This window comes from Streptomyces sp. NBC_00096, assembly GCF_045041305.1.
In the GTDB taxonomy this organism is placed as follows: Bacteria; Actinomycetota; Actinomycetes; order Streptomycetales; family Streptomycetaceae; genus Streptomyces.
This window is the reverse complement of record NZ_CP108221.1, coordinates 3,017,420-3,035,729: the sequence shown is the minus strand read 5'-3', so window position 1 is coordinate 3,035,729 and position 18,310 is coordinate 3,017,420. Positions and strand designations below refer to the sequence as shown.

Below are 18,310 nucleotides of genomic sequence, written 5' to 3'. Positions count from 1 at the left end.
CCCATGAGCACGCCCGAGGAACAGCAGAGGCAAGAGCGGCAACGGCAGCAGGAACGGCAGCAGCAGGAACAGCAGCAGCCGGATCCCTACGGGACCCAGACCTGGCAGTCCCCGACGTGGGACACCTCGTACCAGCCGGTCCAGGCCCCGCTGGGCGGCGTACCGGCGCAGTACCCGGCCGAGTACCCCGGTGAGTACCCGGCGGCCCCGGCCCCGGCCCAGCCCCTCGCTCCGGAGGGCTGGTTCCGTGAGGAGCCGCAGGCGCGGGCCCAGGCCCAGCCCCCGGCGGCCGCACCCGGGCAGGAGTGGGCGCAGCAGCCGTACGCGGATCCCTACGCCGCTCCGGCCCGTCCGCAGGTCTCCGCCCCGGACCACTGGTTCCGCGAGGAGCCGCAGGGCGAGCCCGCGCCGCAGTGGGGGGAGACCGCCTACCCGCCTCCGTACCCCGGCCCGGCCGACCCGCTCCAGGGCCAGGAGCAGGGCCAGGAGCAGGGCCAGGGCCCGGCTGCCGCTCCGGCCCCCGGTCAGGAGTGGGCGGAGCCGGCCGCGTACCTCCCGCAGCAGGCGGCGGAGTTCCCGGCACCCGCCCCGGCGGCCGCAGCCGCTCCCGCACCCGCCCCGATGTCCGCAGGCGCACCCGACCCGGTGGCCGGTGAGCCCGCCGCGGAGGAGGAGCCCGCCTGGTCGCCCCCCACCCTGGCCGGCAACACCCTGCGCGCCGTGGACCCGGCCCAGGCCCGCGCCGAAGGCCGCTCGCCGATCATCGACCCCGGTCCGCAGGCGGCCATACTGACCGCCGCCCTGGGGCTGGTCCTCGCGGCCGCCGCCTGGCTCGGCGAGCTCGCGCTGCTCGCGCCCCTGATCGCCCTGCAGGGGCTCACCGCGGCCGGCTGGTTCCGGCTCAACGGCATGTGGCCGGCCCGTCAGGGCATCGTCCTGGCCTTCGCCGGAGCCCTCGTCGCCGATGTGGCGGTGCTCGCGGTGGACGAGGCGTACGGCCCCGGCGCGATCGTCGGCACGCTCGGCGCCTGGGTGCTGCTGACGCTGGTCCTCCAGCTGCGCAGCCACGCGGAGCCGGACGAGCGGATGTACGGGCTGATGGCCTCGGTGGCCTCGGCGGCGCTGGCCATCGTCTGCGCCGGGTACCTGGCGGCCGACGCGGCCGCCGCGAGCGTGGGCGCCGCCGCCGTGGCGGTGGCCGTCTTCGCCCGGGCACTGCCGCTGCCCACCGCCCCCTCGGTCGGCGTCTCGCTGGCCGCGGCGGCCGGCGCGGGCATCGCCGTGGGCGGGCTGACGTCCGTCGGCGCGGGCGGTGCGCTGATCGGCCTGGCGGCCGGGGTGTGCGCGCTGATCGGGCTGCGCGTGGCGGCGTACGACTACCCGTCGAAGTTCGTCCACATGACGGCGGGTGTCGCGCTGCCGCTGGCCGCGGCGGCCCCGGCCGTCTACCTGATCGGCCGGGTGGTGGGCTGAGGCCCCCGGGGGCCGCCCCGCCCGGCGGCCCCACCCGCACCACCCACCCCTCCCGATGGCATGTTCACGGCGCCCTGACGGCCGGTCATGGTCCACTAGGCAGCTCGAAGCGATCGTCTGGGGGTGGGCACGTGCGTGTCCTGCGTGTCGTAGTCATCATCGGAGTGGTCCTCGGCGCCGTGTTCGTCGGGCTGGACCGCTGGGCGGTCGGTTACGCCGAGAACCGGCTGGCCGACCGGATCCAGTCCCGTCAGGGCCTGACCGGGGGCGTGGAGGTGGACATCCACGGGTTCCCCTTCCTGACGCAGGCGCTCTCCCACGACCTCGACCGGGTCGACATGAAGGTGGCCGGTCTGGACGTGGCCACCACGGACGGCCACCGCACGCACCTGTCCCAGCTGCGCGTCGCCTTCCACGGGGTGAAGGTGAACGGCGACTACAGCGGCGGCACGGCCCGCAGCGCCGAGGGGTCCACCCTGGTCACGTACGCCGATCTGAGCGCGGCCGCCCAGCCCGGGGTGACGGTCGCCTACGGCGGGGCGCCGGGCAAGCTGAAGGTCACCGCGAGCGTGGAGTTCCTCGGCAAGACGCTCAGCCGCAGCGTGGTGTCGACGATCTCCCTCGTCGACACCAAGGACGCCGGGGCGAGCGGGTCGAACGGCTCGAACGGCTCGAAGGGCTCGAAGACCGTCCGCGTGCGCGCCGACGAGGTGCCGGGCGAGGGCCTGCCCGGGATCGAGACCGTGGTCCGCAAGAAGACCGACTTCGACCGCCGGCTCGACGGCGGTCTGCCCTCGGGCGTCCAGCTGACCGCCCTGACCTCGGACGAGGCCGGTGTGCACTTCACCCTGGGCGGGACGAATCTGGCCCTGGCCGAATAGTGAGACGGGGCGGTCCGATCCGCAGATGGGCGGGCCGCACCAGGGGTCCAGCGGCCTGCGGAGAGATCGTCCGGAGCGATCCCGTCCCACCATGCGGACGATCCTGTCTCGAGATATGACACAGCGGTGACAGGGCGGTCGATTCGTCCCTACGATCCATGGCTATGAAGCATCAGCAGGCGGACCTCACGAAGCGACGGGCAGTAGACCTGTGTCGCGTCGCCGCCATGCTCTGTCGATCCATGTGACGTGTGAGCGCATCCCGCTCCACAGCCGGACGACGGACGACGGTCTTCCGATTTCCGCGCCTTCCCGTGTGACCACCTCGTGCCTCCCGCCCTCCTGAAGCCTCCCCGCAACAGGATCCGTGGGCGCACCCGGAAACACGCCCCCAGAGCCACCAGCACCACCCCGCCGCACACTGCCCCGGAGGAGAACAACATGAGCCGCAGCGACGTCCTCGTAGACGCCGACTGGGTCGAGGCCCACCTGAACGACGCGAACGTCGTCATCGTCGAGGTGGACGAGGACACGTCCGCGTACGACAAGAACCACATCACCAACGCCGTCCGGATCGACTGGAAGAGCGACCTCCAGGACCCGGTCCGCCGTGACTTCGTGGACCAGGAGGGCTTCGAGGAGCTCCTCTCCGCCAAGGGCATCTCCAACGACGACACCGTCGTCCTCTACGGCGGCAACAACAACTGGTTCGCGTCCTACGCCTACTGGTACTTCAAGCTCTACGGTCACCAGGACGTCCGCCTGCTCGACGGCGGCCGCAAGAAGTGGGAGCTCGACTCCCGCGACCTGGTCGACGGCACCGAGGTCCCCAGCCGCCCGGCCACCGAGTACAAGGCCAAGGCCCAGGACGCCTCGATCCGCGCCTTCCGTGACGACGCGGTCGCCGCGATCGGCACGAAGAACCTGGTCGACGTCCGCTCGCCCGACGAGTTCTCGGGCAAGCTGCTGGCGCCGGCGCACCTCCCGCAGGAGCAGTCGCAGCGTCCGGGTCACATCCCGAGCGCCCGCAACATCCCGTGGTCGAAGAACGCCAACGACGACGGCACCTTCAAGTCCGACGAGGAGCTCACCGCCCTCTACGCGGCCGAGCAGGTCGACCTGGCGAAGGACACCATCGCCTACTGCCGCATCGGTGAGCGCTCCGCGCTCACGTGGTTCGTGCTGCACGAGCTCCTGGGCCAGGAGAACGTCAAGAACTACGACGGTTCGTGGACCGAGTACGGCTCCCTGGTCGGCGTGCCGATCGAGCTCGGCGCCAACAAGTAATCCCGGGCACGCGACGCCCCGTAGCGATACCTCTCTAGGACAGGACAGAGAACATGTGTGGAGCACAGATCGGCGGGCCCGACCTCGCCACGCTCAAGCCCGGTGAGACCGCCATCCAGGGTCAGGTGACCAAGGACGGCGAGCCCATCAGCGGTTACGTCCGACTGCTGGACTCGACCGGCGAGTTCACCGCCGAGGTCCCGACCTCGGCGACCGGCCAGTTCCGCTTCTACGCGGCCGAGGGCTCCTGGACGCTGCGGGCGCTCGTGCCCGGCGCCCAGGCGGACCGTGCCGTGGTCGTCGCCGAGACCGGTGGCGTGACGGACGTGGCGATCGCGGTCTGAGCACCGCACTTGTGTGACCGTATTACCGGCCGAAGGGCCGCACCCCCGGGGGTTGGACGCCACTGGAATCGGGGTGCGGCCCTTCGCGCCGTTCCGGGGGCCCGCGCACGGGCCTGCGAAGGGCCCTGCGCGCGGCCCTTCGCAGGGCCCGCCTCCGGCTCTACTCTGAAGACATGTACGCCCGGCGCCGCCGCGCCTACTTCCTGCTCATGGGCGGATGCCTGTTCCTCTTCGTCTCCGCCTGGGCCTTCGTGCGCCTGTGGTCCGTCCCCGCCGCCGTGGCCATGTGCGTGGTCGCCATGGTCATCCCGCCGGTCGCCGCGATGGTCGCGAACCGGCGCGGCCCGGACGACCGCTGGTGGGACGACCCCTCGGGCGACCCGAAGTCCGACGAGTGGTGGGACGAACTGGACGGAAAGCGGCGTCACGAAGACTGAAACCGGTCGAGATAAAACTGTAATAAGAGTGAGTACAACATCTCCGCAGGGCAACGTGTCCTCTCTGTACGCGGTCAATCGAATCGCGACTCCAGTCCTGTGGGGGGACTTCTTTTGGAACACGAACAGACCCTTCCTGAGCAGCGGAAAGAGGAGGAGAACGCCCCGGAACAGGGCACTCCCGACGCTGTCCGGACCGGTCCCCGCCGCCGTCGCGGACGCCGCACGGTCCTCCTGATCGCGGGCGCGGTCGTCCTCGGCGTCCTCGCGGGCACGATCACCGGTTACGCGATCCAGTACGACCGCGAACCGACGCCGCTGGCTCCGCTGGCGCAGGCGGGACTGGTGTCGCCGAAGGCGCTCGCGCCCGACGACGCCACGACGAACAAGACGATCAACGCCAACCGCTGGCACAAGACGGACGACGACCTCACCAAGCTGCTGATCGAGGCGCCGGGCGGGGCGAAGAAGGAGGGGTCGGGATACAGCAGCCTCGACTTCCTCGCGCTGGGCTTCGAGTTCCCCGACCGAGCGCTGCGCGGCTTCGCCAGCGACGGGACCCGCCGGATCGCCTCGGTGACCTGGTCGGAGGACGACAGCAACTTCGTCGATGTCGACCTGCTGCAGTTCTCCGACCGTGACGGGGCGGACGAGTACGTGCGCGAGCAGTCCTCGTACATGCCCGACAAGAAGTACGCGGGCAACGACGGTGTGGACATTCCGGGCACCCCCTCGAAGCTGGGGCACGTCTGGGTGTACTCGGAGGCCGACGAGAAGCCGGGCTACCTCCCGATGCGCACCGCCCGGGCCATAGCCCGCCGCGGGGACATCGTGATCGAAATCCACTATGTGAACAACCGGGGCAAGATCGCCGAAGGCGATGTCGTGGACCTGGCCAAGCGACAGCTGGAGCGACTGTGACCGAGCCGCAGAACGACGTGACCCCGGTCCCCGCCGAGGTTCCGGCCGAGGTCCAGCCGGAACCCGAGGCGCCCGAGGCGCCCGAGGCCGCGGAGGCCGCCGAGGCCGCCGAGGCGACCTACCCGAACCCGTACCCCGTCGTGCCGGTGCAGCCCGTGCGCACGTTCAACCGCAAGGCGTTCGCCCTGGTCGTCGGTGTCGTGGCAGTGGCCGCCCTCGTGGGCGGCGGCGTCTGGGCTTCGTCCGCGATCGCGAATGCCGACCGGGACGCGCCCACCGCCTACTGGGTCCCGGTCGGCGATCGCGTGGACAAGCCCGCCGAGCCGGGTTCCGTGCCGCCGAACGCCCTGTCCGGCAAGCTGCTCCCGGTCCCGGCCGGCTTCAAGCCCGGACCGGACATGGGATCGGACGGCAACAACTTCTTCGTCTCCGGCGAGAAGGCGATCGAGGGCTTCAACGAGTCCCGCAGCGGCCTGTCCACCGCTCAGCGCAAGAAGCGCGAGGAGACGCTGGCCGAGCTGAAGCTCAAGGGCCTGGCCGGCCGTACCTATGTGAAGGGCGAGGGCGCCTGGGTCGCCGAGGTCCGCATCATGCAGGCCGACCCCAAGGCCGTGGGCAACCTCTCCGAGGTCACCAAGAAGCTCCTCGAGCTCGCCGGCGACAAGCGCGAGGCACCGAAGGTGGACGGGTTCCCGGACGCCAAGTGCGCGCTGCTGGCGATCGGCGAGGAGGACAAGGAAAAGATCGACTCGATCGACTGCACGGCCGTCGAGGGCGACGTGGCCGTCACCTTCCGCGCCTACGGTCCCAAGCCCTTCTCCACCTCCGACGCCGTCGCGTTCTTCAAGAACCAGATGAGCCACCTGAAGTCCCCCGGGGAGTCCGTGTGACCGAGCAGAACACCATCACCGGAGCCGTCCCGGCGGACGGAACGGCGCAGGCCGAGGCCTTCGCCGCCGACCCGCTCGCGGCCAACCCCTTCGCGGCCCCGGAGGTCCCGGCCGCCCCCAAGGACCGCCGCAAGCTGTTCGCCGCACTGCGCTGGACCGCCGCCGTCCTCGTCTTCGGCGCCGTCGGCACGGGTGTCGCGTACGGCGTCACCCAGCCCGAGCGCACCGACATCCCGGGCCTGTCCACCAAGGCCGACGGCCGCTGGGTCTACCCGGCGCTGACCAAGCCGACGCTGCCGCCCGGCGCGGCCCTGCCGTTCGCCAAGGACAACGAGGACGGCATCCACTACGCCGGTCTCACCCAGCTGCTCCTGCCGCCGCCCGCCGGCTCCACCCCCGACTCCACGCTGAAGCTGGAGAAGGACGAGGTGGTGACTGCGGACAACTTCCTGACGGAGTACGAGGACGCCGCGCGCGAGGGTCTGAAGACGGACTTCGCCGACGAGGGTCTGCGCCAGATCGTCGGCCGTGGCTGGACCACGCCGGACGGCACCCGCACCCGTGTCTACCTGCTGCGGTTCCACTCCTCCGGTTTCGCCGACACCTTCAAGGGCTGCAACCTGAACATGCAGCTGAAGGGCACCCGCACCATCGTGGACGTGGACTGGACCAAGGCCAAGAGCGGCCAGTCCACGCCGTCCCTCACCGGTGTCTCGCTCTACGCGGAGTCCAATCCGGTCGGCGACGAGCAGGCCAAGGTGGGCTGCATCCGCTCCGGTGACGTCGTGGCCGTCGTCCTCCAGACCCGCAAGGGCGAGGTGGCGACCGTGCCCTTCCACCAGACGGTGATCCTCCAGAACCAGCTGCTCGGCTAGTACCGGACCCCGTCGTACGGGCTACCTCACAGAGTGCACCGGTCCCCAGGCCAGTAGGCTTGGGGACCGGCCCCGTAACGCCACCCTTTAACACTCCGAGGAGCACCCCGTGCTTGAGGCAGTCTTCACCTCCCTGCTGGTCCTGGTCTGCGTCGGCGTTCTCGCCTTCTCCGGACTGGCCGTGAAGAAGCTGTACCAGGGCCAGCGCTGATCTCCAGCAGATCTGCCGCCGCCCGCCCCGGATACCGGAACCCCTCCCCACAGATCGCCTGAGCACCCATCCATGATCCAGATCCCGTCCGACCTGAACCCGGGCCTCGTTCCCCTCGCCTTCCTCCTCGGCAACTGGGAGGGCGCAGGCGTCTTCGACTTCCCCGGTGAGGAGAAGTGCAACTTCGGCCAGGAAGTCGTCTTCAGCCACGACGGCCGGGACTTCCTGGAGTACCATTCGCACAGCTGGGTCCTCGACGCCGAGGGCAACAAGGTGCGGGCGCTGGAGTCCGAGTCCGGCTACTGGCGCATCGACGACCAGCGCAAGGTCGAGATCGTCATGGTCCGCGACCAGGGCGTCGTGGAGATCTGGTACGGCGACCTCGCCGACCAGAAGCCGCAGATCGACCTGGTCACCGACGCCGTGGCGCGTACCGCCACCGCCCGTCCGCACAGCGGCGGAAAGCGGCTCTACGGCTACGTCAAGGGCGACCTGATGTGGGTCGGGGAGAAGACCACCCCCGACGTGGAGCTGCGCCCGTACATGTCGGCCCAGCTGAAGAAGGTCGTCACCCCCGAGGAAGTCGCCGAGATGGCGCGCAACCTCCCGGACATGCCGGACGACGGCATCGCCTTCTTCCGCTGATCCACCGCCGTACCCGTGCGGGAGCCCCCGGCAGCCATGGGCGCCGGGGGCTCCCGCACGCGCTGCGTCTCCCCGCTGCCCCCGCGCGGGCCCGAGGCCTACACTGGCCGGGTGGTGACCACCGACAGCACCGAAAGCATCGCCGCCGCCGACGGCGGCGACTGGAAGAGCGACCTGCGCCAGCGCGGATACCGCCTGACCCCGCAGCGCCAGCTGGTGCTGGAGGCGGTCGACGCCCTGGAACACGCGACCCCGGACGAGATCCTGGCCGAGGTGCGCAAGACGGCCTCCGGGGTCAACATCTCCACGGTCTACCGCACGCTGGAGCTCCTGGAGGAGCTCAAGCTGGTCTCGCACGCCCACCTCGGCCACGGGGCGCCCACCTACCACCTCGCCGACCGGCACCACCACATCCACCTGGTCTGCCGCGACTGCGGCGACGTCATCGAGGCGGACGTTGACGTGGCCGCCGAGTTCACGTCCAAGCTCCGCGCCGGCTTCGGCTTCGAGACCGACATGAAACACTTCGCGATCTTCGGCCGCTGCAAGAAGTGCGCCGCCAAGCGCCACGACGAGCCCGGCGGCCGACCCTAGGACTGCCACGGGCGGGGTCGTAGGCTGGTGCCATGACCAGCAGCCCCTTGCTCCATCTCCCCGGTGCCGTACAGGCCGAAGACCGCGACGAGGGCGTCGCCGCCCACTACGGAGAGCTGTACGGAGAACAGCGCGCCCTCGCGGACGGCCGCGGCTTCGTCGACCTCTCCCACCGCGGGATCGTCACCGTCACCGGCCCGGAACGGCTGAGCTGGCTGCACCTGCTGATTACTCAGCACGTCACGGAGCTCCCGGCCGGCGAGGCCACCGAGGCCCTGATCCTCTCCGCGAACGGCCACATCGAGCACGCGCTCTACCTCGTCGACGACGGGGAGACGACCTGGATGCACGTGGAGCCCGGCACCGAGGAGGCGCTGACCGCCTACCTGGAGTCGATGAAGTTCTTCTACCGCGTCGAAGTCGCCGACCGGACCGCCGAGTTCGCCGTCGTCCACCTGCCGGCCGGCTCCGTGGCCGAAGTCGCCAAGGAACACGCCGTACGGGAGACCTCGTACGGCCGCGACGTGTTCCTGCCCCGCGCCGAACTGGAAGCCTTCGCCGCCTCCCACGGCCCGGCCGCCGGCCTGCTCGCGTACGAGGCGCTGCGCGTCGAGGCGCACCGGCCGCGGCTCGGCCTGGAGACCGACCACCGCACCATCCCGCACGAACTGGGCTGGATCGGCACCGCCGTGCACCTGCAGAAGGGCTGCTACCGCGGCCAGGAGACGGTGGCCCGCGTCCACAACCTGGGGAAGCCGCCGCGCCGGCTGGTCTTCCTCCACCTGGACGGCTCCGACGTGCTGCTCCCGGCGCACGGAGCGCCCGTACGACTGGCCGCGGACGGGGAGGAGGGCCGCCAGCTGGGCTTCGTGACCACCTCGGTCCGCCACCACGAGCTCGGCCCGATCGCGCTCGCGCTGGTCAAGAGGAACGTTCCGGTGGACGCGCCGCTGCTGGTGGGCAGCACGGCCGCCGCGCAGGAGGTCGTGGTGGCGCCGTAGCGGCGCAGCAGCCGTTCCCTAAATGTCGATGACGACGGTGAACGGGCCGTGGTTGGTCAGCGAGACCCGCATGTCCGCGCCGAACCGGCCCGTCTCCACCGTCGCACCCAGCGCCCGCAGCTGCGCCACGACCTCGTCCACGAGCGGCTCGGCGACGGGGCCGGGCGCGGCCGCGTTCCACGTGGGACGGCGGCCCTTGCGGGCGTCTCCGTAGAGGGTGAACTGCGAGATCACCAGCAGCGGCGCGTTCACGTCGCTGCAGGACTTCTCGGCCTCCAGGATCCGCACCGACCAGAGCTTGCGCGCCAGCAGCTCCGCCTTCTCCGGGGTGTCGTCGTGGGTCACCCCCACCAGGACGCACAACCCCTCGCCGACGATCTCCCCGACGGTCTCGCCGGCCACCACGACGCTCGCGCCGTCCACCCTCTGCACCACTGCTCGCATACCACCTGTGTACCAGGCGTGCACCCGTCCGGGGCCGATCGGGTGGAGTGGGACTGCACCGGCACCACGGAGAGTGGCACGATGCACGCAGGCGGTGCCCCCAGCACCGGTCGAGGGGACGGACACGAACGCATGAACATCTCTGGTACCTCCGCACCTGCTTCTGCGCCCATTTCACCCATCGCACCCGTCGCACCCGGTCCGGCCGCCGCGGGCGTCGCATCCGCCGGGCCCGCGGCGGCCGGGGACGCGCCCGCGCCGCGTCCGCCCGCGCAGCGGACCGCCGCCGCGGACGTCCCGGCGACGGCGACCACCGCGCTCGGGCTGCCGGAGCTGCGCGCGCTGCGCCGCGACGCGCAGCGCGACGAGGCCGACCTGAGCTACGTACGCCGGCTGCTCCAGGGCCGCATCGACATCCTGCGCGCCGAGCTCGCCCGGCGTACGGACCCCGAGGCGCCGGTGGTGGACCGGCTCTCGGAGATCCTCGCGGACGCCCCGTCCAGCCGCAGCGCCTCCGCCCGGCACGTCACGCTCGGCACCCCGCACGGGGAGGAGTACCGGCTGCTGGCCGCCGAGATGCTCTCCGACGTGGAGCTCTCCGACCTGGGCGCGCGCACGGACGAGGAACTCCACGAGGGCCTGGGCCGGTTGGTGCGCTACGAGCAGCAGGTTTCGCGGCGCCGCCAGCAGCTCCAGCGCACGGCGGACGACTGCAGCACCGAGATCACCCGGCGCTACCGGGAGGGCGAGGCGCAGGTGGACGACCTGCTGGCCTGAGCGGGTGGCACCCGGGAGGGACGGGCGGCCGATCCGGCGGACACGGGGAAAATCGGGCGACGCGCCCCGGCCGGCCGATTAGCGTGGGCCGTTATGAGCGCTGACGTCAGACCGATCACCGCATCCGAACTCCCCGGCTGGCTGAACGCCCAGCACACCGGATACCTGCGCGCGCACGAGGCGACGGCCGCCGATGTCGAGCGGCTGGCCGAGTACGCCGATCTGACGCGCACGCAGGGCGGGTTCGACACCGGCACCGGCCGGTGCGTGGCGACCTTCCGTTCCTACCCGCAGGAACTGACCGTGCCGGGCGGGGCGTTCGTCCCGTCGAGCGCCATCTCGAACGTGACCGTGCTGCCCACGCACCGCAGGCAGGGCCTGCTGACCCGGATGATGACCGCCGAACTGGCCGCGGCCAAGGCGCGCGGCGACGTACTGTCCACGCTGATCGCCGCCGAGTACCCGATCTACGGGCGGTACGGATACGGGTCCGCGACCTCCGTCTCGGAGTGGGAGATCGACGTACCGCGCACCGGACTCGACGCGCGCCGGGCCGTGCCCGCGCCCGCGGACGGCGGGAGCGTGGAGCTGGTGGACGTGACCGAGGTGCGGAAGGGCGGACCGGAGCTGCACGACCGGCTGCGGGCGGCCACGCCGGGCGCGGTGAGCCGTGATGCCCGCTGGTGGCGGCTGACCACGGGGGCGGAGGAGATGTCGCACCACCCGTACGAGCCCGGCTTCCACGCCGTGTACCGCACGGCCCGGGGCGAGGTGACCGGCCTGGTCAGGTACGGCACGGACGACAACTGGACCGACGCGAAGGTGCCCCTCAACACCCTGCGGGTCAAGCAGCTCATCGCGGTCACCCCGGAGGCGGAGCGGGCGCTGTGGTACTTCCTGTGCTCCATCGACTGGGTGCTGAAGGTCCGCACCGGCCTGCGCGCCCCCGACGACCTGGTCACCGGGCTGATCCCCGACGCGCGCGCCGCCCGGGTGGTGACCTCGGCGGACTGGCTGTGGGTGCGGATCCTGGACGTCGTACGGGCCCTGCGCGCGCGGACGTACGCCGTGCCCGGGATCCTCGTGCTGGAGGTGACCGACCGGGCCGGACTGGCGGCCGGCCGCTACCGGCTGGACGCGGGCGCGGGGGAGTGCGTACGCACGGAGGAGCCGGCCGGTCTGCGGCTGGACGTGGCCGCGCTGGGGGCCCTGTACCTCGGCGACGGGTCGGCGGTGCGGCTGGGCGCGCTCGGCGAGATCACCGAGGAGCGTCCCGGGGCGCTCGCGCTCGCGGACGCGGTGTTCCGTACCGCCCGCCGGCCGTGGTGCCCGGACATCTTCTGAGACCGTGCGTCCGGCAGCGAAGACCGTGCGATCGTCGTGTGAAGTGGAAATCCGAGGACTGAGGCAGTTGGCGACACTGGTGGAAACCCTGCGTGCGGCGGGCTGCGTCTTCGCGGAGGAGGAGGCGGAGCTGTTGCGGGCCGCCGCCGGGGACGACCGGCCCCTGGACGGGCTGGTGGCCCGGCGGGTGGCGGGAGAGCCGCTGGAACACGTCGTCGGCTGGGCGGAGTTCTGCGGGCTGCGCATGGAGGTCGGCGAGGGGGCCTTCGTGCCGCGCCGCCGCAGCGAGTTCCTCGCGCAGGAGGCGGTGGCCCTGGCCCGGCCCGGCGCGGTGGTCGTGGACCTGTGCTGCGGGGTGGGCGCGCTGGGCGCGGCCGTGGCCGCGCAGGTGCCCGGCGCCGAACTGCACGCGGCGGACATCGACCCGGTCGCGCTCGGGTACGCCCGGCGCAACGTGGCACCGTACGGCGGGCAGGTGTGGGAGGGCGACCTCTACGCGCCGCTGCCCGCGGCGCTCCGCGGCCGGGTGGACCTCCTGGTGGTCAACGCCCCGTACGTGCCGACCTCGGAGATCGGCCTGCTGCCGGCGGAGGCCCGTGACCACGAGCCGTCCGTCTCCCTGGACGGCGGCGCGGACGGTCTCGACATCCACCGCCGGGTGGCGGCCGGGGCCCCGCCCTGGCTCGCGCCGGGCGGACGGCTCCTGATCGAGACGAGCGCCCGCCAGTCCCCGGTCACGGCGTCGGCGCTGACGGGGGCGGGGCTGTCGGTGCGCGCGGTGACCTCCGAGGAGTACTACGCGACGGTGGTCATCGCGACGTCGGCGCATCCTGCGGGGCGGTCGGTTCCAGGGTGATGTGCGGGGCCAGCGCCCTCAGGAAGTCGGGGGCGTCGAACATCTTTCCCGCGGAGGCGACGCCGACCGCACGGGTGCGTCCGGTGAGGACGCGTTCGAGGGCTTCGACGACGAGGGGTGCGGTGACGGCGTAGATGTCCTGGCCGCGGGCCACGGCGCGGCGTTCGACGCCGCCCGAGCGCACGACGGCGTCGATGAGGAAGGTCTGGTCGGACCGGCCGCTCCCGTCGGCCGCGGCCGGCGCGGGCGAATCGGGGGCCACGACCTCGCGGGCCGCGTCCACCGTCATGTACGTGGTCACGTCGGGAATGGCCAGGTGGCTGGGTACGGTCACGACGTCGGCCATCGTGAACTCCCCGACCACCGGACGCGGGCCCATCGGCTCGGGGAACGCCCACTCCAGGGTGGGTGCGGCGTCCGTGCGGTGCTCCCACTGGCCGCCGGTGTAGCGCAGCCGGTGGGCGCCGCGCCGCTCCCGGGAGACCGCGCCCGACAGGCGCGTGCCGGGGGTCGGGTGCCAGCTGCTCAGCGCGTACGCGATGTGCGCCTCGTCGGCCTCGGTCCAGTCGCCCATCGCCGCGGTGGCCAGCAGGTCCCCCAGGCCGCCGAAGAAGGCCATCGCCGGGACGATCACCGCCTTCGCCTCGCTGGCCCGGTCGGTGAAGTGCGCGAAGGTGTCGAGGTTGGCCTCGATCTCGGCGGCCACGTCCAGGTAGGGGATCCCGGCCCGCAGGGCCGCTTCGACCACGGGGGCGGTCGTCGAGGCGAACGGCCCGGCGGCGTTGATCACGGCCGCCGTGCCGGCCAGCGCGCGGTCGAGGGAGGCCGGGTCGTCGGCCGACGCCACCCGGGCGTCCAGGCCGGTCCCGTCCGCCAGCTCCTGCAGCTTGCCCGCGTCGCGGCCGGACGGCACGGGGGTGAACCCGCGCCCGGTCAGCTCCGCCACCACGAACCGCCCGGTGTGCCCGTACGCCCCGAACACCGCCACCGCCTGACCCGATCCCATGAGGTTGCTCCCTCGTACTCGGAGGACCGGCGGCTGATCCGCTGAGATCCGTTACGGACATCCTGTCGAGGACGGGCACACCGGACGAGTGTCTGGAACGACACGGCCCGTACAATTCCGGACATGCACTCTGTCGCGCTGGCCGTCACGGACGGCATGCTGCACTTCGAACTGTCCCTGGCGATCGAGGTCTTCGGCTCGGACCTGACCCACGTGGTGAATCCCTGGTACGAGTTCGCGCTGTGCGGACCGGGACCCGTCCAGGTGGACCGCTTCCACCTGCGGCCCGACCACGGACTCGACCACCTCCGCCGCGCCGACACCGTGATCGTCCCGGGCTGGGCCGATGTCGACCGGGAGCCGCCGGCCGAGCTCGTCGACGCGGTGCGCGCGGCCCACGGGGCGGGCGCGCGCGTGGTCTCCCTCTGTACGGGCGCCTTCGTGCTGGCGGCCGCCGGGCTGCTGGACGGCAAGCGCGCCACCACGCACTGGGCGCACGCCGGGGAACTGGCCCGGCGCCACCCGGGGATCACGGTGGACCCCGACGTCCTCTACGTGGACGACGGCGACGTGCTCACCTCCGCCGGCAAGGCGGCCGCCATGGACCTGTGCCTGCACCTGGTCCGCCTCGACCACGGCTCGTCGAACGCCAACAAGATCGCCCGGCGGCTGGTCGTGGCGCCGCACCGCGACGGCGGTCAGGCCCAGTTCATCGCCACCCCCGTGCCCACCCCGGGCAACCATCCGCTCACCGGGCTCTTCCCCTGGGCCCTCCAGCGGCTGGACGAACCGCTCACGGTGGAGGACCTGGCCCGCCAGGCCCGGATGAGCTCGCGCCACCTGGGCCGCCACTTCAAGTCGCTGACCGGCACCACTCCGTTGCAGTGGCTCCACGTCCAGCGCATCCGCCACGCCCAGGAACTCCTGGAGACCACCGACGACACGGTCGACACCATCGCCACGGCCACCGGAATGGGCACCGCCACGACCCTGCGCCGCCACTTCAACCGCAGCGTGGGCGTCCCCCCGGACGCCTACCGGCGCACCTTCCGCAGCGCTCACTGACCGGGGCGGGCCTTTCGGGGCGCCCGGTTGTTACGGCTCGGCGGGCTCGGCGGGCTCGGCGGGCTCGGCAGGCTCGGCGGGTTAGGTGGGCTCGGCCGGTTCTGCGGCGGGGTCGTGGGTGATCAGGTCTCCCGGCTGGCACCGGAGGACATCGCAGATCCTCGACAGGGTCGAGAAGCGGATGGCCTTGGCCCGCCCGTTCTTGAGCACGGACAGGTTGACGACGGTGATGCCCACCTGCGCCGACAGTTCGGTGAGCGTCATGCCGCGCTCGGCGAGCACCCGGTCGAGATGGATCCGGATCGAGTGGAGTTCCTCGTCGGGCATCAGATGGTCCCTTCGAGGTCCTCTCGCATGCGCACGCCCTCGCGCATGATCTTCCCCATGATGACCGCGGCGAGCCCGGCGAGGAGCAGCACCTGCGGCCCGGTGACCGTCGGCCCGGAACCCACCATCGGTGCCATGCTCCCGACGAGCCAGGACTGCGACCAGCCGACGACGAGGCCGGCCAGCGGCGTGCCCACGGCGACGAACCAGCCGAGGGCCGAGAGGCGCCGCGCCACCGCGTCGGTGAACGGCCCCTGCAGCAGGACGGCCCTGAGCAGCCGGGAGAAGAGCAGCAGCGAGACGGAGCCGAACAGCAGCCAGGGCAGTTCGCCCCCGAGGTCGGCGGCGCGCTGGCCCGCGGAAGGGCCGTCCTGGCAGAGGCGGGTGGCGCTGCTGGACGCCTTGACGCCCTCGCCGATCGGCAGCTCGTACCCCAGCGGGGTGCTGGCCCAGAAGCCGGTCTGCACGCAGACCGCCCCGTCGTCGCCCAGGTGCGTGATCCCCTTGCCGATGAAGGCGAGCCCGCTGAGGACCGCCAGCGCGAAGGTCAGCGCGGCCAGGGTCCTCGTGAGTCGTGTGTTCACTGCATCCCCTATCGATTCTCGATATGCCGCAGACTAGGGGACCATATCGATATTCGACAAGTGGGGGAGGGGGCGGAGCCCGCCGTCAGTGGCCCCAGGTGACATCGGTGGGGTCCTGCTGGCCCTGCGGGACGGCCGGGCCCAGCGGGATGGTCACCGACCCGTAGTCGAAGGCGGAGACGGAGGAGTGGCGCGAAGGCGACGGCTCCCCCGTGGTGAACGAATGCGCCACGCCCAGAGCGCCGACGGCGAAGACGGCCGCGGCCGCGGTCTTGACGATTCGAGTGGCGAGCGTGGACATCGGTTTCCCCCTGAGTGCGCAATCACTTCTGTTACGTCCCCGGGCACCTGTCCGGTTCCCGGTCCCGGCCGGTTCCCCCCGGCCGATGGCCCTACTCTGCTGGGCCCTCAGAACGGGTGGAAGAGGTTCGTGGTGGACGGATCCTGCATCTGCATATCCCGTCCATCGGATCGCAGGAGCGCGTTCCAGTGCTGCGGGACCAGGGCCGCGTCGAAGGAGCCCACGTTCACCTCGGCGAGCGAGGGGTGCGCGAGGAGCGCGCGGTGGCAGACGGCCGACGCGGCCCGTTCCGCGAGGGCGAGCGAGGGCGCGGTCAGGTAGAAGCCCACGACCGGCCCGCCCGCCGCATCGCCGTGCGCACTGACGTGTTCCAGGCCTTCCCCGTCGAGGGCGCACCCCAGGAACAGCTGTGCCGAGTCCGGGGGGAGGGAGATGTGATCCGGGGCTCGAAGCCGGACATGCACGAGATACATACGGCCATCCTGGGCAGCGCCCGCCCCCGCAGTACAGGCCGTCACGGGGGACTCTTTGTGCCAAAACAGGAACTGGCCAGGGGGCGCTTCGTGCCTTCGTATGGTTCCCTACAGGCGCACGTGTACTAATATCCGGGGGTATCGCCATGCTGGAACTGCTCGGGCTCGACGCCGAAGCCGAACGCGTCTACCGGGCACTGCTCGCCCACCCCGAGGACGGCGTGACCGCACTCGCCCGGCGGCTCGAGCTTCCCGAGAGCGACCTGCGCGCCTGCCTCGACCGGCTGAGCCGCCTCGCACTGGTCCAGCCCTCGGCCCGGGAGGGCATCGGGTTCCGTGCGCTGAACCCCGAAGACGCCATGGAACTGCTGCTGGCCCGCCAGCAGGCCGAACTGGCCGCCCACCAGCAGAAGGTGGAGGCTTCCCGGGCCGCCGCCGCGCAGCTCATCGCCGAATGCTCGGCGATGCGTCCGCGGGGCGCCACCGCCGGGGCCGAGAGCCTGCAGGGACCGGAGGAGATCCGCGACCGTCTGGCCCGGCTGGCCGCCAACACCCGCCACGAGATCATGACGTTCGCGCCCGGCGGGGCCCACAGCGCCACCGACCTCGAAGCCAGCCGCGGCCCCAACGCCGCGCTCCTGGACCGGGGCATCACCATGCGCACCGTCTACCTCGACAGCGTCCGCAACCACCAGCCCACCCTCGATCACGTGGACTGGCTGCACCGCCACGGCGGACAGGTCCGCACCGCTCCCACCCTGCCGGTGCGGATGATCATCTCGGACCGCCGGGAGGTCGTCCTCCCGCTCGACACCAACGACGCCCAGACCGGCGCGGTCGTCCTCACCTACGAGGGGACCATCGCCGCGCTGTGCGCCCTGTTCGAAAGCGTCTGGCAGAGCGCCAACCCGCTGGGCACCGCCGTGGAACGCAACATGGAAGGACTGACCCGCCAGCACCGGGAGTCCCTCCACATGCTCCTCCAGGGCCTCACCGACGAGGCCATCGCCAAACGCCTCGGCGTCTCCCCGCGTACCGCCCGCCGCATCGCCGCCGAACTCATGGAGGCGCTGGAGGCCCGCAGCCGCTTCCAGGCCGGCGCGCACGCCGTCCAGAACGGCTGGCTCCCCGCCACCCGCGTCTGAGCCGCGCGCCGGTCCGCCTCCCGGTCCGCCCTCCGGTCCGCCCTCCGGTCCGCCTCCCGGTCGGCCTCCCGGTCCGCCTCCCGAGCCCCGCTTCCCGGTCCCCGTACGAAAGCCGCGTCCCGTCCGGACGCGGCTTTTCGTCGTCCAGTGGCCCCTTTTTCCCGCGTTGTGGCAGGTGGAGGTGGACGGGATATGCCACTGCAGAATCCGTCCACCGGAAATCCCTTCCAGTGGTCCTTGGCAACCGGCACAGTAGAGACATCGGCAGGGGGAACCGGCCGACACCGGCGAAACCGGGGGCCGTAAAAGGAATCCCGGAAAGCTTTCGCTCGACTCATACGCCACATCCGGAAAAGGAGGTGAAAGAAATGATCGACATCCAGGACATCGAGGTCATGGCCGAGGCTCTGACCTGCGGCAGCTACAACA

General features: G+C 71.8%; 23 protein-coding genes. 17 read left to right on the top strand and 6 right to left on the bottom strand.

Annotated elements, in window-relative coordinates; genetic code table 11:
- The first annotated feature begins 3 nt into the window (after nucleotides 1-3).
- The 12 genes from OG904_RS13180 to OG904_RS13125 all read left to right on the top strand — a co-directional run bounded on the left by OG904_RS13180 (nucleotide 4) and on the right by OG904_RS13125 (nucleotide 9,559).
- A complete protein-coding gene (locus OG904_RS13180) occupies nucleotides 4-1,473 on the top strand; it encodes a hypothetical protein (RefSeq protein WP_405490532.1) in 1,470 nt (489 codons plus the stop codon).
- 131 nt (nucleotides 1,474-1,604) lie between these two features.
- Complete coding sequence (locus OG904_RS13175) at nucleotides 1,605-2,354, top strand: DUF2993 domain-containing protein (RefSeq protein ID WP_405490530.1); 750 nt, start codon at nucleotides 1,605-1,607, stop codon at nucleotides 2,352-2,354.
- A 158-nt stretch (nucleotides 2,355-2,512) separates the two neighbouring features.
- Complete coding sequence (locus OG904_RS13170; RefSeq protein ID WP_350875872.1) at nucleotides 2,513-2,602, top strand: Ms5788A family Cys-rich leader peptide; 90 nt, start codon at nucleotides 2,513-2,515, stop codon at nucleotides 2,600-2,602.
- Nucleotides 2,603-2,795: 193 nt separating this feature from the next.
- Nucleotides 2,796-3,641, top strand: coding sequence for a sulfurtransferase (locus tag OG904_RS13165; RefSeq protein ID WP_405490528.1), 846 nt, complete (start codon nucleotides 2,796-2,798; stop codon nucleotides 3,639-3,641).
- Nucleotides 3,642-3,694: 53 nt separating this feature from the next.
- The gene (locus OG904_RS13160) at nucleotides 3,695-3,985 is read left to right on the top strand and encodes a DUF1416 domain-containing protein (RefSeq protein WP_405490526.1); all 291 of its coding nucleotides are present in this window, start codon (nucleotides 3,695-3,697) and stop codon (nucleotides 3,983-3,985) included.
- Between the two features lie 173 nt (nucleotides 3,986-4,158).
- Nucleotides 4,159-4,422: a DUF3099 domain-containing protein gene (locus OG904_RS13155; protein ID WP_405490524.1), complete on the top strand. Its 264-nt coding sequence runs from the start codon at nucleotides 4,159-4,161 to the stop codon at nucleotides 4,420-4,422.
- A 114-nt stretch (nucleotides 4,423-4,536) separates the two neighbouring features.
- On the top strand, nucleotides 4,537-5,343 hold the full coding sequence (locus OG904_RS13150; RefSeq protein ID WP_405490522.1) for a hypothetical protein: 807 nt from the start codon (nucleotides 4,537-4,539) through the stop codon (nucleotides 5,341-5,343).
- Nucleotides 5,340-6,233, top strand: a complete 894-nt coding sequence (locus OG904_RS13145; RefSeq protein WP_405490520.1) for a hypothetical protein — start codon at nucleotides 5,340-5,342, stop codon at nucleotides 6,231-6,233. The genes OG904_RS13150 and OG904_RS13145 overlap by 4 nt, the downstream gene beginning before the upstream one ends.
- Nucleotides 6,230-7,108 (top strand): hypothetical protein, encoded by an 879-nt coding sequence (locus tag OG904_RS13140; protein WP_405490518.1) that lies wholly within the window; start codon nucleotides 6,230-6,232, stop codon nucleotides 7,106-7,108. The genes OG904_RS13145 and OG904_RS13140 overlap by 4 nt, the downstream gene beginning before the upstream one ends.
- Before the next feature lie 283 nt (nucleotides 7,109-7,391).
- Nucleotides 7,392-7,964 (top strand): FABP family protein, encoded by a 573-nt coding sequence (locus tag OG904_RS13135; RefSeq protein WP_405490516.1) that lies wholly within the window; start codon nucleotides 7,392-7,394, stop codon nucleotides 7,962-7,964.
- Between the two features lie 36 nt (nucleotides 7,965-8,000).
- Entirely contained in the window at nucleotides 8,001-8,558 is a 558-nt protein-coding gene (locus OG904_RS13130) for a Fur family transcriptional regulator (RefSeq protein ID WP_405497979.1), read from the top strand.
- Between the two features lie 32 nt (nucleotides 8,559-8,590).
- A complete protein-coding gene (locus tag OG904_RS13125) occupies nucleotides 8,591-9,559 on the top strand; it encodes a YgfZ/GcvT domain-containing protein (protein ID WP_405490514.1) in 969 nt (322 codons plus the stop codon).
- Between the two features lie 18 nt (nucleotides 9,560-9,577).
- On the opposite strand, the gene dtd is transcribed toward OG904_RS13125, so the two are convergent.
- A complete protein-coding gene (dtd, locus tag OG904_RS13120; protein WP_405490512.1) occupies nucleotides 9,578-10,003 on the bottom strand; it encodes a D-aminoacyl-tRNA deacylase in 426 nt (141 codons plus the stop codon).
- A 132-nt stretch (nucleotides 10,004-10,135) separates the two neighbouring features.
- Between dtd and OG904_RS13115 the strand changes: the two genes are divergently transcribed.
- The 3 genes from OG904_RS13115 (at nucleotide 10,136) to OG904_RS13105 (ending at nucleotide 12,980) form a co-directional block, all read left to right on the top strand.
- A complete protein-coding gene (locus OG904_RS13115) occupies nucleotides 10,136-10,780 on the top strand; it encodes an AmfC protein (RefSeq protein ID WP_405490510.1) in 645 nt (214 codons plus the stop codon).
- 93 nt (nucleotides 10,781-10,873) lie between these two features.
- On the top strand, nucleotides 10,874-12,124 hold the full coding sequence (locus OG904_RS13110) for a GNAT family N-acetyltransferase (protein WP_405490508.1): 1,251 nt from the start codon (nucleotides 10,874-10,876) through the stop codon (nucleotides 12,122-12,124).
- A gap of 67 nt (nucleotides 12,125-12,191) precedes the next feature.
- On the top strand, nucleotides 12,192-12,980 hold the full coding sequence (locus tag OG904_RS13105) for a putative protein N(5)-glutamine methyltransferase (RefSeq protein WP_405490506.1): 789 nt from the start codon (nucleotides 12,192-12,194) through the stop codon (nucleotides 12,978-12,980).
- On the opposite strand, the gene OG904_RS13100 is transcribed toward OG904_RS13105, so the two are convergent.
- Nucleotides 12,934-13,986 (bottom strand): saccharopine dehydrogenase family protein, encoded by a 1,053-nt coding sequence (locus OG904_RS13100; RefSeq protein ID WP_405490504.1) that lies wholly within the window; start codon nucleotides 13,984-13,986, stop codon nucleotides 12,934-12,936. The genes OG904_RS13105 and OG904_RS13100 overlap by 47 nt on opposite strands.
- Before the next feature lie 123 nt (nucleotides 13,987-14,109).
- Between OG904_RS13100 and OG904_RS13095 the strand changes: the two genes are divergently transcribed.
- Nucleotides 14,110-15,051: a helix-turn-helix domain-containing protein gene (locus OG904_RS13095; RefSeq protein WP_405490502.1), complete on the top strand. Its 942-nt coding sequence runs from the start codon at nucleotides 14,110-14,112 to the stop codon at nucleotides 15,049-15,051.
- Nucleotides 15,052-15,132: 81 nt separating this feature from the next.
- On the opposite strand, the gene OG904_RS13090 is transcribed toward OG904_RS13095, so the two are convergent.
- The 4 genes from OG904_RS13090 to OG904_RS13075 form a co-directional block, all read right to left on the bottom strand.
- Nucleotides 15,133-15,378, bottom strand: coding sequence for a helix-turn-helix domain-containing protein (locus OG904_RS13090; protein ID WP_405490500.1), 246 nt, complete (start codon nucleotides 15,376-15,378; stop codon nucleotides 15,133-15,135).
- The gene (locus OG904_RS13085; RefSeq protein WP_405490498.1) at nucleotides 15,378-15,962 is read right to left on the bottom strand and encodes a DUF2975 domain-containing protein; all 585 of its coding nucleotides are present in this window, start codon (nucleotides 15,960-15,962) and stop codon (nucleotides 15,378-15,380) included. The genes OG904_RS13090 and OG904_RS13085 overlap by 1 nt, the downstream gene beginning before the upstream one ends.
- A gap of 85 nt (nucleotides 15,963-16,047) precedes the next feature.
- A complete protein-coding gene (locus OG904_RS13080; protein ID WP_405490496.1) occupies nucleotides 16,048-16,263 on the bottom strand; it encodes a hypothetical protein in 216 nt (71 codons plus the stop codon).
- Nucleotides 16,264-16,370: 107 nt separating this feature from the next.
- Nucleotides 16,371-16,736 carry a hypothetical protein gene (locus OG904_RS13075; RefSeq protein ID WP_405490494.1) on the bottom strand — a complete coding sequence of 122 codons (366 nt, stop codon included), beginning with the start codon at nucleotides 16,734-16,736 and terminating at the stop codon, nucleotides 16,371-16,373.
- Between the two features lie 146 nt (nucleotides 16,737-16,882).
- On the opposite strand from OG904_RS13075, the gene OG904_RS13070 reads away from it, so the two are divergent.
- Complete coding sequence (locus OG904_RS13070; protein ID WP_405490492.1) at nucleotides 16,883-17,881, top strand: LuxR C-terminal-related transcriptional regulator; 999 nt, start codon at nucleotides 16,883-16,885, stop codon at nucleotides 17,879-17,881.
- Nucleotides 17,882-18,310: the final 429 nt, after the last annotated feature.

Coding starts and splice junctions, on each gene's coding strand:
- OG904_RS13110 (WP_405490508.1), top strand. CDS start 10,874: ATGAGCGCTGACGTCAGACCGATCACCGCATCCGAACTCCCCGGCTGG.
- OG904_RS13170 (WP_350875872.1), top strand. CDS start 2,513: ATGGCTATGAAGCATCAGCAGGCGGACCTCACGAAGCGACGGGCAGTA.
- dtd (WP_405490512.1), bottom strand. CDS start 10,003: ATGCGAGCAGTGGTGCAGAGGGTGGACGGCGCGAGCGTCGTGGTGGCC.
- OG904_RS13160 (WP_405490526.1), top strand. CDS start 3,695: ATGTGTGGAGCACAGATCGGCGGGCCCGACCTCGCCACGCTCAAGCCC.
- OG904_RS13155 (WP_405490524.1), top strand. CDS start 4,159: ATGTACGCCCGGCGCCGCCGCGCCTACTTCCTGCTCATGGGCGGATGC.
- OG904_RS13115 (WP_405490510.1), top strand. CDS start 10,136: ATGAACATCTCTGGTACCTCCGCACCTGCTTCTGCGCCCATTTCACCC.
- OG904_RS13100 (WP_405490504.1), bottom strand. CDS start 13,986: ATGGGATCGGGTCAGGCGGTGGCGGTGTTCGGGGCGTACGGGCACACC.
- OG904_RS13080 (WP_405490496.1), bottom strand. CDS start 16,263: ATGTCCACGCTCGCCACTCGAATCGTCAAGACCGCGGCCGCGGCCGTC.
- OG904_RS13130 (WP_405497979.1), top strand. CDS start 8,001: ATGGGCGCCGGGGGCTCCCGCACGCGCTGCGTCTCCCCGCTGCCCCCG.
- OG904_RS13090 (WP_405490500.1), bottom strand. CDS start 15,378: ATGCCCGACGAGGAACTCCACTCGATCCGGATCCATCTCGACCGGGTG.
- OG904_RS13135 (WP_405490516.1), top strand. CDS start 7,392: ATGATCCAGATCCCGTCCGACCTGAACCCGGGCCTCGTTCCCCTCGCC.
- OG904_RS13125 (WP_405490514.1), top strand. CDS start 8,591: ATGACCAGCAGCCCCTTGCTCCATCTCCCCGGTGCCGTACAGGCCGAA.
- OG904_RS13070 (WP_405490492.1), top strand. CDS start 16,883: ATGCTGGAACTGCTCGGGCTCGACGCCGAAGCCGAACGCGTCTACCGG.
- OG904_RS13165 (WP_405490528.1), top strand. CDS start 2,796: ATGAGCCGCAGCGACGTCCTCGTAGACGCCGACTGGGTCGAGGCCCAC.
- OG904_RS13180 (WP_405490532.1), top strand. CDS start 4: ATGAGCACGCCCGAGGAACAGCAGAGGCAAGAGCGGCAACGGCAGCAG.
- OG904_RS13095 (WP_405490502.1), top strand. CDS start 14,110: ATGCACTCTGTCGCGCTGGCCGTCACGGACGGCATGCTGCACTTCGAA.
- OG904_RS13075 (WP_405490494.1), bottom strand. CDS start 16,736: ATGTATCTCGTGCATGTCCGGCTTCGAGCCCCGGATCACATCTCCCTC.